This window comes from Gimesia sp. (genome assembly GCF_048260065.1).
Classification (GTDB): domain Bacteria; phylum Planctomycetota; class Planctomycetia; order Planctomycetales; family Planctomycetaceae; genus Gimesia.
The window spans coordinates 178,345-190,800 of the sequence record NZ_JBLXHC010000008.1; the positions used below are offsets into that span (position 1 = coordinate 178,345).

A 12,456-nucleotide genomic window follows, 5' to 3' on the forward strand; every position below is an offset into this window, starting at 1 on the left:
ATGAGATGACATGCTCTCATTAGAAACATCAAAGATCCACCTCGCTCTGCTCACTTAAACCACGGGTGCCATCTGTCGGCTTGTCCGACAGTGCCTGAAAACCAGACCTCTCACCCGACGCACATTATAGGAAAAGTGAACGCAACCCGAGAGATGAAAACTGCGCACTGAATTGAAACAGGGAGATTAAATGGACAAGGTCTCTTTTCACAAGAGCAGTCATTTGGCTATTGAAGGAACCATGTAATATAAGCAGACAGTGTCGTCATCTCTTTTTGAGCACACCTTGAGTATTAGATGGTCTTGATGACCGCACAGAGGTATCAACTGAAAATGATATTTCCTACCATTTCGAAATATTGGAATCGATTTCAAGTCATCATCTTTATTGGGATCAATTGATATAGTTACGGTGTTATCAACTACTTTCGCAGGTACTTGCGTTTTATTACCGCGATGAGTAAAGACAGCCTGGACACGATTTTTCATTCTTAATAGTTGTACTGATATCTTGTAATCCGCATCCAGGCATTGTAATTCGCTTAAACTCCATTGCTTTGTATAAATGTTTTCCAGGGCACGCTTCGACTGCTCTTTTGAGATTCCTGTATTTCCTTCGATTTGATTGTTTCCACTTTTTACTCTAGACATTAGCAGGACTAATTTTATGTCTGCAGTTAGTTGTAATTCTTCAGACTCCATGAAAGACACTTCAAACATGTTGGCATTTGATCTTCCGTCCGGTATTAAAATGACATTGATCGTATCCGTCGTTCCGGTTTGAGGATTAACTTCGGAAGATGTTCTTAAGAAACTCAACGAATGAGGATTATGTTTGATGTTGCTCACGACCTGGTCCTTGAGTAATGAGTCGATCACTATCTGACCATCAACATGATTAATGTCATACATGGTCTTAGAGGGATCGCGAACATAGGCCCATTTACCTGAGTAAGCATTTATTCCTATTGGGTTATCAGCCCTTAATTCAGAATTTAAAAAAAGGGGAACGGCAATCAATAACATCGATATTGATTTTGAATACATCACGTTTAAAACTCCCATTTAAGTCGTTATAAACATTCTGATGGGTACTTCATTGATGTAGAAGTACTGGTGCTTACCACACAGAGTATCAATCGGCCCAGAACTCTGTCCTTCGCTTTAATAACTGATCTGCACCTTGGGCAATGCCGCTTTCAAGGTCGAGATCTGCTCCTTCGTTACCCCTTTACAGTCGATAAAGGAAATGCTGTTGAGATTCGGAAGTTTTGCAAGCTCGGTCATTAATCGATCCGGTATGATCACGGAATCAAAAATGAGTTCCTTGAGTTCACGATTGCTTCGCAGCAGCGAAAAGCTCTCAGGCTCCAGCTTACATTCTACGAAGTCCAGCCGCTCAAGCTGATGTACTTGGGAAAGGCATGACAGGGCATATTCATCAATGGCACATGTATCAACATAAAAACCTTCCAGAGTGGGAACGTGAGTCAACATTTCGAAATGTCTGCTTTCGAATTTGTCGCCAATAAAAGAGACCAGCTTAGTTTTTTCTCCTGACTCCCAGTCTCCGCCAAGTCGGAGAATCTCTCGTCGAATCAGCTCTTCAGTAACGGTCAATTTCCCATAATGAGGCCGCACATCAGCTGCAAAAGCACAGCTGGCAATCGCCATGACAGCGACAAATGAAACCTTGTGTAACATCACTCTCTCCGTTTCAAGAGTCTTAAAGACTTCATCAACCCGGATCATGACATACTCAGTGGGCAGATTCAGGTTCACCGGACAATCTGTCTAATGTAACCGATTCCCTCCCTGGATCACAAAGATTTTCCAGGTTCACTCTTCCTCCACCTCGGGGGCAAAGGAATTCGCGTGGTTACGTAACAGCAGTCCCGCGGTAGCACTGTCCCCCGCTTCGATGGCTTCCAGGATCGGCAGATGTGACAGCACATCCTGCTCCGGGTCCGCCTCGGGTCGATTCAAACGGGCCCGCGTTCGCGCTTCAAATGCCAGCGAATCCCACAGCCGTAACAGCACTTCATTTTCAGAATTCTCGACGATCATCCGGTGGAACTGATGATTACAGGTCGCCTGCATCGCGTAGTCTCGGGCCCGCGCCGCCTGCAGCATCGCCTCGTAAACGGCCCGTAATTCCCCTAAATGGACCTGTAAATTCAACACAGCGGACTCGACTGCGCCCTGTTCGAGCAGTCCCCGGGCAAAATACGCATCCCGGACTTCCCGGGCACTCACCGCGCGGACCCGCGTTCCCCGATAAGGTTCCGACTGTACCAGACCCGCCGATTCCAGCTCTTTCAATGCTTCACGCACCGGCGCCTGACTTGTCCCAAACTCCTTTGCTATATGAAGTTCGATCAGTTTATCACCTGCCCCGTACGTGCCATCCAGAATCCGTTCGGTCAACGCTTTCCGAATGAGATCGCAGATCCGGTCCTTCTCCATGGGTTGCTCTTTTCCTGTCTAGTCACAATTTCTCTTGCAATATTATCGATTATCGATAATATATCATATTCCTGAGACCAAAACCAGACGATATCGAATGTATTTGCATTTGCCCTCCCCCGATCGCCTGCCCTCAGGACTGCGGTGCCCGCCCGACTGACCGACAACACGTTGCTGATTCATTGGACACAAGACTATGTGGATTGTCAAACTCGCCATCAGCAGGACCTACACCTTCATCGTGGCCTCGATTCTACTCCTGATTCTGGGGCTGGTCAGTCTGTTCCGTCTCCCCACGGACATTTTCCCCGAGATCGATATCCCCGTCGTCACAGTGGTCTGGTCATACCAGGGCATGCCGGCAGCGGACATTGAACGCCGGATCATTCTCAATAACGAACGCGTGCTGTCCGCGTCGGTGAATGACATTGAGCACATCGAAAGCCAGTCACTTAACGGCGTCGGCGTCATCCGGATTTACTTCCAGCCCCAGGCCGACATGGGAACTGCAATCGCCCAGGTCTCTTCCACCTGTCAGACCGTACTCAAAAATATGCCGCCGGGCATCAATCCTCCTTACATCGTCCGTTACAGCGCCACCAGTGTGCCCATCGTGCAGATCGCCGTCAGCAGCGACACACTCACCGAACAGGAACTGGCGGACTACACGGCGAACTTTATCATCCAGCGGTTCGGCAGCATTCCCGGTGCCCGCGTTCCCCAGCCCTTCGGTGGCAAACCCAAACAGATCATGATCGACCTGGATCTGGAAGCCCTGTATGCCCGCGGCCTTTCGCCGGCGGACATCAGCGATGCCATCAATGCCCAGAACCTGATTATCCCCGCCGGTTCCGTGAAGATCTCCGACACCGAATACAACGTCCGCCTCAACAGCAGCCCGGAAATGGTCGACGCCTTCAGCCAGATTCCCATCAAAACGGAAAACGGTGCCCGCGTCTTCCTGAGTGATGTGGCCCAGGTTCACAACGGTTACCAGGTGCAGACAAACGTCGTCCGCCGCGACGGCAAACGGGGTGTGCTGATGACCGTCCTCAAAGGGGAAGGGGCTTCCACCATTGAAGTCGTCAATGGAATCCGCGAAGCCCTGCCCCGCATCCAGGCACAACTTCCCCCCGAACTCAAACTGGATCTGCTCTTCGATCAATCGGTCTTCGTCAAAGCAGCCGTCGAAGGCGTCGTGCACGAAGCAGTCATCGCGGCGCTGTTGACCGGCATGATGATTCTGCTGTTCCTGGGTTCGTGGCGGAGCACCTTCATTGTGATCATCTCCATTCCCCTCTCGATCCTGTCTTCCATCGCCTGCCTCTGGATGATTGGCGAAACAATCAACATTATGACACTGGGCGGGCTTGCCCTGGCGATTGGAATTCTCGTCGATGATGCCACCGTGGAAATCGAAAACGTACACCGTAACCTGGGAATGAAAAAATCACTGAAGCAGGCCATCCTCGACGGCGCCCGCGAAATCGCTTTGCCCGCAATCGTCTCGACCATGGCGATCTGCATCGTGTTTGTACCGGTTGCCTTCCTCGACGGACCCGCAGCACATCTCTTCGTCCCGTTTGCCCTGGCGGTGATCTTTGCACTCGTCACCAGCTACTTTCTCTCGCGCACCCTGGTGCCGACGTTGATGCTGCTGATGCTCGGCTCCGAGGTGGACGCGCATCAGCAAACCGGCCGCTCGTTCTTCGCCTGGTTTCACGGCAAATTTGAACAGACGTTCGATTACTTCCGCGCGAACTTCGATCATGTCCTCCACACTGCCCTCGCACGACCGCGACTCATTCTAAGCAGCATGTGTCTGTTCGCCGGGGGATCGCTTCTGCTGTTCCCCTGGATCGGACAGGATTTCTTTCCCGCCGTCGATGCCGGTCAGTTCCGACTGCATGTCCGCACGCCCCCCGGCACCCGCATCGAAGAAACGGAAGTCCTCTTCGGAAAAATTGAAGATACCATTCGCGATATCGTACCCGCAGCGGAACGCGAGCTGATCCTCGATAATCTCGGCATCCCTCCGTTCTTCACCACCATTGCCTTTATCGACAACGATACCGTCAGTGTCTCTGATGGAGAAATCCTGGTCTCCCTCAAACCGGGACATCGCCCGACACAACACTACATGCGACAGTTACGCAGTACGCTCGCCGAGAAATTTCCGGAGTGCACGTTCTACTTCATGCCTGCCGACATCACCGGTCAGATTCTGACGTTCGGCAAACCCGCGCCCATCAACGTCCAGGTCGTAGGTGTCAAACGCGCAGAGAACCTGGCGGCTGCCCGGAAACTGCAGAAGCAGATGGAACTCATTCCCGGCGTCGTCGATGTCCGGCTCAGGCAGATTACTGACGCCCCGGATCTCCTGGTCAATGTCGACCGTGTGCTGGCTTCGGAGTTGAACCTCAACCAGGACGATATCGCACAGAGCCTGCTGGTATCGCTTTCGTCCAGTAACCAGATCTCCCCTAACTTCTGGGTCAGTCCACAAAACCGTGTGAACTACCGCGTCGCCGTCCAGACACCCCAGGCACAGGTCAATTCGGTCGAACGACTGTTGAGCACTCCCGTCTACAGCCAGGAATATTCCCAGCCGCACCTGTTGCAGAATCTGGTCAGCCTCGAACGCGACACCTCTCCTGCGGTTCTCAGCCACTACAACGTACAACCCGTTTATGAAATCTCCGCCGCCACCGATCAGCGCGACCTGGGCAGCGTCGCCCGCGATTTGAATCAGCTCATCTCACAGCTCGAACCCGAACTCCCCCAAGGCAGCCGGATTGCCGTCCGGGGACAGATTCAGAGTATGCAGGAATCGTTTTCCGGCATGCTGGCGGGGCTGGTCTTTGCCGTGATCCTGGTGTTCCTGCTGCTGGTAGTAAACTTTCAGTCCTGGCTCGATCCCCTGATTATTCTGGCGGCCCTGCCCGGTGCCTTATGCGGTATCGCCTGGGCCCTGTTTGCCACCGATACCACGGTCAGTGTTCCCGCACTCATGGGCATGATGATGTGTGTCGGGGTCGCAACCGCCAACAGTATCCTGGTCGTCAGCTTCGCCAATCAGCAACTTGCGGAAGGATTCACGCCACTCGAAGCCGCCTTCTCTGCCGGTTCCACGCGTCTGCGTCCCGTAATCATGACGGCACTGGCGATGATTGCCGGCATGCTGCCCATGTCGCTGGGACTGGGTGAAGGGGGCGAACAGAACGCACCGCTGGGCCGAGCCGTCATCGGCGGTTTGACGGTCGCCACCATTTACACCCTGATCTTTGTTCCCGTCATCTACAGCCTGCTGCGCCGCGCCCGACCAACTGTCGCTGAAGAAAGTTCAACTGAATAATCCTGCGACAGTACCGACATACTTTTTTGAAACCTGATCCTGATGAGGTACCCCGATGTCCTCCGTAACTCAAACTGAAAACACTCCCGTCTCACCGACACCCGCTCGCCCCCGGCGGGCACTGCTGCGGATGAGCTTTCTGATCTTCCCGGTCATCCTTGGCAGCCTGTTCGCCGCGGGTGCTCTGCCACGGATGCAGCGCGAGCAACTCACGCAGCAGATCGTTGCAGAGAAAATCAGCCAGCCCCCGCGGGTGATTGCCCGCACTGCAGAAATCCATGCCGGCGCGCGGGAGATCACATTGCCCGGCAGCATGTTTGCTCTGCGGGAAACCGCCCTGCATCCCCGCGTGGACGGCTACTTGACGGACACCCTGGTCGATATTGGCGATCGCGTCACAGCGGGTCAGTTACTTGCCCGCATCGATGCCCCCGAACTCGAAGCCAATCTCGAACAGGCCCGTGCGCAACTGACCGAATCAAAGGCCAAACGAGAGCAGATGCTGGCAGACGTGCATCTGGCCCAGGTCAGTTTTGATCGACAGGCAAAACTGCTGGCCCGCGATATTACAACCCGACAGGAATACGATGATTACGAAGCCGCGCTGCAGGTCGCCAAAGCCAATCAGCGGGTCGCAGAAGCCACCATCCTGGCACAGCAGGCCAATGTCCGTCGCCTGGAAAAGCTGGTCTCTTTTCAGGAGATCCGCGCCCCCTTTGCTGGCGTGATCACTGCCCGCAGTTACGATCCCGGTGCACTTGTCGCCGGCGATCAGCCCGGTCAGGCAGCCGAACTGTTTCGCGTCGCCCAGATTGATGTCCTGCGGGTTTTTGTCGATGTCCCGCAGGAATGGAGCACCCAGATCAAACCCGGCGATGAAGTCCAACTGCAACGCCGAGAACACCCCGACGAACAGATCGCCGCGAAAGTCACACGCACCACGAATTCACTTTCGCCGGAAACACGCACGCTGCGTGTAGAGATCCAGGTCGACAATCCGAACCAGCGACTGCTGCCCGGCATGTATGTGCGCGCCCATCTGCAGTTCGATGAGACGCAGCGGGTCCGCATTCCCTCCGCAGCCCTGATCACCCGCGGCACAGGCACGCGCGTCGCCGTCATCAACGACGCACAGAAAATCGTCTATCACCCGGTCACCATCGGCCAGGACTTCGGCTCGCACCTGGAAATACAGACCGGCCTCAAAGGGGGAGAACTGCTGGCACTCCGCCCCGGCGACGATCTCCCCGAAGGGACCCGCGTGCATCCCGTCGAACGCAGCGAGTGAAACACATCATCATGGCGGAACTTTGAACTACAAAATCTGGTTGAATATGGTAACCTGGTGTATCATCTAAGTGTCAGACATTCGCAGGAACTTCCTTTTCAAAATATTTTCACCTTAAGTACAACCGGCTCCGTGATATGTTAGAGGTGATATCATTCTATTTTTATGATCAGGAACCGGATTGGGTTCCCCCCGAACCATGGGACATTCACGAAATGGTCTCGCTTACTGTTGGTGAAAATGGAGCAGGCTGCAATTATGAGGTACAGCTTTGTACGCGTACGGCACTCAAACGTCTTACCGATAAACGTCATTTATTCCTGCTTGATGAATGGATCAGTCGAGAGGATACCATCGCCAAGATCAATCAATTTATTGAGGAAACCATTTCGAAAAACCTCTCTGAAGATCCCTACCAGTTACTGGCCCGCTACTGGTTATGGGAATACGAAGGGATGAATTAAACCTCCCGTCCCGAATTCCGCGGAAATACCTGTGCGCAGGCGTCTTCACCGGGTAGCATGATATCTACTGTTCTATCTTCTGAGGCGCTCTTCAGGAAAGTGATATCATGCGCAGGCGATACGGGATTTCATTCTTCGCGTTGGTGGCAATGCTCTGTTTTGCCATTGTCGATTCGACGGAAGCGAAGCAGCCGAACTTTGTCTTCATCATCGCCGACGACTGTACGTTTCGCGACATCGGCTGTTACGGCGGCCAGGCCCATACACCGCACATCGACCGGCTGGCAACCGAAGGCATGCGGTTCACCCGCTGCTTTCAGGCAGCGCCCATGTGCTCCCCTACCCGGCACAATATTTATACTGGCCAGTATCCGGTGAAAACCGGAGCCTACCCCAATCACACGCAGGCCAATCGCGGAACAAAAAGCATCGTGCACTATCTGAAACCGCTTGGCTATCGGGTGGCGCTCACGGGAAAAAGCCACGTCGGCCCGAAAGGTGTCTTCCCGTTTGAGAAACCGGAAGGTCAAGGACTGGTGCAAGCAGCCGACAATTTTTTCAAAGAGTGCCAGGGACGCGACGATCCGTTCTGCATCTTCTTCTGCTCGCGGGAACCACACACGCCCTGGGATCAGGGAGATCCGTCCCGCTACAACGCCAGCCAGTTGAAGCTCCCCCCCTACTTTGTCGATACGCCGGAAACGCGCGAGGCCATGACCCGCTACCTGGCGGAGATCACTGTGTTCGACGAAGAAGTCGGTGGCATCCTCAATCAACTCGACCAGCATGGGTTCCGTGATAACACGCTGGTCATCGTCGTCAGCGAACAGGGAAGCAGCATGCCGTTCGCCAAGTGGACCTGTTACGATTCCGGCCTGCAGTCCGCCTTGATCGCCCGCTGGCCCGGTAAAATTCAGCCCGGCACGGTCAACAACGCGATGATTGAATACGTCGACGTGGTCCCCACCTACGTGGAAGCCGCGGGAGGCACACCCGCTCCGGTGCTCGATGGGAAAAGTCTGCTGCCCGTCTTCGCTGGGAAGCAGGAGCACAAAGACCATGTGTTCGGCGAGATGACCACGCGCGGCATCATCAACGGTTCTCCCACATTCGGCATTCGCTCGGTCCGTTCCAAAGACTTCAAATACATCTGGAACTTCACACCTGAAATCGAATTTCGTAACGTCGCTATGAATTCACCCGAGTTCAAAAGCTGGGAAGCGAAAGCCGCCGCCGGCGATGCCGACGCAGCCGATAAAGTCCGTCGCTACAGAAAACGCCCCGCGATTGAACTCTATGACATCCACAAGGACCCGTTCGAGTGGCATAACCTGGCCGGCAAACCGGAGTACGCGGCGGTGCAGGCTGAACTGAAAGCAGAGCTCGACGCCTGGATGAAACATTGCGGCGACCAAGGCCAGCAGACCGAACTCGAAGCCGACCAGCACACCAGAGGTGGCGGAAAGAAAAAGAAACGGAAGCAGAAATGAAAGAACTCGTTGTCAGTTTATTGTTGATCATCACAGCAGGCTTCTTTGCCAGCGATGCCATCGCACAGCAGGCGTCGACAGAACCGCGCAAACCGAACATCATTCTCATCATGGCCGATGATGTCAGCTGGGAATGTTTCGGCAGTTACGGTGCCGATGATTACAAAACGCCGCACATCGACCGACTGGCACAGCAGGGTATCCGCTTCGCCAACTGTTACTCGACGCCTCTCTGTACGCCGTCCCGCGTCAAGCTGATGACGGGCAAATACAACTTTCGCAATTACTCCCATTTCGGCTACCTGAATCCGCAAGAAAAAACCTTCGGTCAGCTGCTGCAGTCGGCGGGTTACAAGACCGCGATTGCCGGTAAGTGGCAGTTGAATGGGCTCTATCACGGTGCAGAGGGGCACGACGACAATACGCGACCGTTCAAAGCGGGCTTTGATGAATACTGTCTCTGGCAGGTGACGACGGGCACGAAGATCAAAGACGGGGGCGGCGAGCGTTTCTGGAGTCCGCCTCTGGAACAGAATGGCAAGTTCCTCACGATTGAAGATAATGCAGGGAAATACGGGCCGGATATCATGTCAGACTTCCTGTGTGACTTCATCAGAAAAAACAAAGATCAGCCCTTCTTCGTCTATTACCCGACGACGCTGGTCCACAATCCGTTTGTGCCCACCCCCGATACGATTGGCGCTGCTCCACGGACACAGGCCGCCAACAAACAGCCGAAAGGCAAGCAGGCCCGCAAAGCCAATTTTGTGGCGATGGTCAATTACCTGGACAAGATCGTCGGCAAGCTGGTCCAACAGGTCGAAGAGGTCGGTCAGCTGGAGAATACGCTGATCCTGTTCACCGCCGACAACGGCACGAACGTGCAAATCACCTCTCAATGGAACGGCCGAATGATTCATGGCGGCAAAGGTTCGACCACCGACATGGGCACCCATGTGCCTCTAGTCGCGTACTGGAAAGGGCACACGCCTCACGGAGTAGTGCTGAATGACCTGATCGACTTCACCGATTTCTATCCGACGTTCGCCGCGATGGCAGGTGTCTCACTGGGGAAAGCAGATCCCATCGACGGCCGCAGTTTTCTGCCTCAACTCAATGGCGAAGCGGGGCAGCCCCGGGAGTGGGTGCTGAATCACTACCAGCCTTACTGGGGACGATTCCAGGGGGATCAGTACGTGCGGAACGCCGGTTTCAAACTGTACCGCGACGGCCGGTTTTTTCATGTCCCCGTTGATCTGACCGAGAAACAGAACCTTGCAGAAGGGAGCGCCGGCGCCGAGGGAGAACAGACCCGCGTGATGCTGCAGCAGACGCTCTCACTGATCCCCCCCGCACCGCCGGTCAAAGGAGGCCCGAAAGCAACAGAGCGGCCCAACTACCCCGACTGGCGGAATATTGTGAACCCCAATGATTGATGATTCAAAATGGAATCGGAGAAAACGCATGGCTGTTCGCTGCATGACCGTATCATTTTTACTCCTGATCTATTTAGCAAACGGTCAGAGACTGGCTGCCACTGATCGTCCTCCTTACCCAGGGTATTTTTTACCTGGAGACGCGTTTTTTAACACCGTGATAACAGAAGAGGTCTTGAAGAAGCTGGATAAGGATCCGGATTATGCATTCGAAGATAACCGGGATGGATTTAATCTCTACAATTCCGGCTATCAACGGCTTTCACTGGGAAAGCAGAATAGAAATCTGGCGAAACAGATCAAAACTGCTTATTACGATATCAGACAAATACGACCGTTACTTCTTCATGTTCTGGGTGAATCGCCAAACTCGGTGAATGATAATCCTAGAGACAAGAAAACAGAATTGATGGAGATCAACGGTTTGAGCCTGTTCTTTTATAATGAAGACTATGATTGGAAGAAAAAGCATATCGGTCTCAAGTATAACGAGAACTGGTATCAGGAGCTTCAGAAGTTTGGTTACCCGAATGGAGCGTATGGTGCTTATGCCAATACGCCTGAGGCGATTATTGAATCCTGGCGTTTCAGTACGGTCATTCCTCCCCTGTCTGTGCAACTGCCTGCAGTGACAATCAAAAAGCATGAGGCCGTTACAGAGCCAATGATTCCCAAAGGACGATTGAAGGCACTAATACTGTCGGATGACGATTTTAATAAATTCTATAAAATTGAAGAACATTTGAATTTGATTGAAATCACGAATGAGAAATCGATCAATTATTACTCGGGCGAGGGTGAGTGGCATGATATCGGTGAACAAGACTTTGTTAAATGAAACATAATCTAAGACATTGAATAGCCATCTCACTTCCTCAAATAAAGCCACAGGAGTCTTCCATGCATCACCACCAACTGCACCGTCGCGATTTTCTCTACCAGAGTCTGCTCACCGGGGCCTGTGCGCTGGGAGTGGGGCGACTGACAGCGGAAGAACAACCGTTGCCTGTATTGGGACAAGGCGTCTTTCAGTACCGCCCCGTCGCGGGCTGGGGTGTCCTCAATGAAAAAACGCCGGTCAAGAACTGCAGTGCGATGGTCGTCGATGCGCAGGAGCGGATTTATCTGCTCACCGATCACCTGGCGAATAATGTCATCGTTTATGACAAAGACGGAAAACTGCTGAAGAAATGGGGCACGCGGTTTCCCGGCGCACATGGTCTGGAGATCGTCAAAGAGGACGATCGCGAAGTGCTCTTCATCACCGATCTCAACTTGCATCGCGTCTTCAAGACCACACTGGACGGCGAGATTCTGATGGAGTTGACCTATCCCAAATCAACGGGCAAATACGCCAGCGAAAAAGAGTATCGACCCGCCTGGACGCTGCATCTGCCTGACGGCGATTTCTTCGTGCTCGACGGCTACGGCAAAGATTACATCATGCGTTACAATCGTGACGGCAAGCTGCTGCACTACTTCGGCGGACCGGAAGGGGGCATCGCCCACTGGGGACCACACGGAGGTGTGATCGATACTCGCGGTCCAGGCGAACCCGAACTGGTGATCGCGATGAGTGATCAGCAGACAATCAAGCGGCTCACGCTGGAAGGGAAACTGATTGAAGAAATCGCCCTGCCCGGTTCGAATCCGCGGATGATCCAGATTGTCGGCGAACACATGTTCGTCCCCCACCTGGCGGATAACTGGCCGAAAGACCGCGACAGTCGCGGCTATATTTCGGTGCTGGATCGCGATTACAAAATCGTCTCCAACATCGGTGGTACCCCGCCTCAGTATGTTGACGGAAAATTACAACCGATGCAGCAGCAGGGCAGCTTTTTCCGACATCCACACGATCTGGTCGTCGCAGCCGACGGCGCGATTTATGTCCCCCAGTTCGCGTCCGGCAACACGTATCCGGTCAAGCTGGTCCCCGAGACGACTACATAAAACG

General features: G+C 53.5%; 10 protein-coding genes. 7 read left to right on the forward strand and 3 right to left on the reverse strand.

The genetic code is table 11. From position 1 onward, the window contains the following. Positions 1–219: 219 nt before the first annotated feature. The 3 genes from ACN0YN_RS16710 to ACN0YN_RS16720 all read right to left on the reverse strand — a co-directional run bounded on the left by ACN0YN_RS16710 (position 220) and on the right by ACN0YN_RS16720 (position 2,466). Positions 220–1,026 carry a hypothetical protein gene (locus ACN0YN_RS16710; protein WP_417386167.1) on the reverse strand — a complete coding sequence of 269 codons (807 nt, stop codon included), beginning with the start codon at positions 1,024–1,026 and terminating at the stop codon, positions 220–222. A 138-nt stretch (positions 1,027–1,164) separates the two neighbouring features. Beyond that, positions 1,165–1,752, reverse strand: coding sequence for a hypothetical protein (locus ACN0YN_RS16715; protein WP_417386168.1), 588 nt, complete (start codon positions 1,750–1,752; stop codon positions 1,165–1,167). Between the two features lie 87 nt (positions 1,753–1,839). Beyond that, positions 1,840–2,466: a GntR family transcriptional regulator gene (locus ACN0YN_RS16720; protein ID WP_417386169.1), complete on the reverse strand. Its 627-nt coding sequence runs from the start codon at positions 2,464–2,466 to the stop codon at positions 1,840–1,842. A gap of 196 nt (positions 2,467–2,662) precedes the next feature. Here ACN0YN_RS16720 and ACN0YN_RS16725 point away from each other — a divergent pair, with 196 nt between their 5' ends. From ACN0YN_RS16725 to ACN0YN_RS16755, 7 genes are all read left to right on the forward strand, one after another. After that, positions 2,663–5,821: an efflux RND transporter permease subunit gene (locus ACN0YN_RS16725; protein ID WP_417386170.1), complete on the forward strand. Its 3,159-nt coding sequence runs from the start codon at positions 2,663–2,665 to the stop codon at positions 5,819–5,821. Between the two features lie 55 nt (positions 5,822–5,876). Beyond that, on the forward strand, positions 5,877–7,109 hold the full coding sequence (locus tag ACN0YN_RS16730; protein WP_417386171.1) for an efflux RND transporter periplasmic adaptor subunit: 1,233 nt from the start codon (positions 5,877–5,879) through the stop codon (positions 7,107–7,109). A 137-nt stretch (positions 7,110–7,246) separates the two neighbouring features. Beyond that, positions 7,247–7,573, forward strand: coding sequence for an Imm8 family immunity protein (locus tag ACN0YN_RS16735; protein ID WP_417386172.1), 327 nt, complete (start codon positions 7,247–7,249; stop codon positions 7,571–7,573). 107 nt (positions 7,574–7,680) lie between these two features. Beyond that, positions 7,681–9,063 (forward strand): sulfatase, encoded by a 1,383-nt coding sequence (locus tag ACN0YN_RS16740; protein WP_417386173.1) that lies wholly within the window; start codon positions 7,681–7,683, stop codon positions 9,061–9,063. Beyond that, positions 9,060–10,499 carry a sulfatase-like hydrolase/transferase gene (locus tag ACN0YN_RS16745; RefSeq protein ID WP_417386174.1) on the forward strand — a complete coding sequence of 480 codons (1,440 nt, stop codon included), beginning with the start codon at positions 9,060–9,062 and terminating at the stop codon, positions 10,497–10,499. Before ACN0YN_RS16740 ends, ACN0YN_RS16745 begins: the two co-directional genes overlap by 4 nt. 43 nt (positions 10,500–10,542) lie before the next feature. Next, positions 10,543–11,337 (forward strand): hypothetical protein, encoded by a 795-nt coding sequence (locus ACN0YN_RS16750; protein WP_417386175.1) that lies wholly within the window; start codon positions 10,543–10,545, stop codon positions 11,335–11,337. Positions 11,338–11,399: 62 nt separating this feature from the next. After that, positions 11,400–12,452, forward strand: coding sequence for a 6-bladed beta-propeller (locus ACN0YN_RS16755; RefSeq protein ID WP_417386176.1), 1,053 nt, complete (start codon positions 11,400–11,402; stop codon positions 12,450–12,452). Positions 12,453–12,456 lie beyond the last annotated feature (4 nt).

Bases quoted from the DNA above. Each gene is read 5' to 3' on its own strand.
- ACN0YN_RS16715 (WP_417386168.1), bottom strand. From the start codon at position 1,752: ATGATCCGGGTTGATGAAGTCTTTAAGACTCTTGAAACGGAGAGAGTG.
- ACN0YN_RS16740 (WP_417386173.1), top strand. From the start codon at position 7,681: ATGCGCAGGCGATACGGGATTTCATTCTTCGCGTTGGTGGCAATGCTC.
- ACN0YN_RS16720 (WP_417386169.1), bottom strand. From the start codon at position 2,466: ATGGAGAAGGACCGGATCTGCGATCTCATTCGGAAAGCGTTGACCGAA.
- ACN0YN_RS16730 (WP_417386171.1), top strand. From the start codon at position 5,877: ATGTCCTCCGTAACTCAAACTGAAAACACTCCCGTCTCACCGACACCC.
- ACN0YN_RS16755 (WP_417386176.1), top strand. From the start codon at position 11,400: ATGCATCACCACCAACTGCACCGTCGCGATTTTCTCTACCAGAGTCTG.
- ACN0YN_RS16725 (WP_417386170.1), top strand. From the start codon at position 2,663: ATGTGGATTGTCAAACTCGCCATCAGCAGGACCTACACCTTCATCGTG.
- ACN0YN_RS16710 (WP_417386167.1), bottom strand. From the start codon at position 1,026: ATGTTATTGATTGCCGTTCCCCTTTTTTTAAATTCTGAATTAAGGGCT.
- ACN0YN_RS16735 (WP_417386172.1), top strand. From the start codon at position 7,247: ATGTTAGAGGTGATATCATTCTATTTTTATGATCAGGAACCGGATTGG.
- ACN0YN_RS16750 (WP_417386175.1), top strand. From the start codon at position 10,543: ATGACCGTATCATTTTTACTCCTGATCTATTTAGCAAACGGTCAGAGA.
- ACN0YN_RS16745 (WP_417386174.1), top strand. From the start codon at position 9,060: ATGAAAGAACTCGTTGTCAGTTTATTGTTGATCATCACAGCAGGCTTC.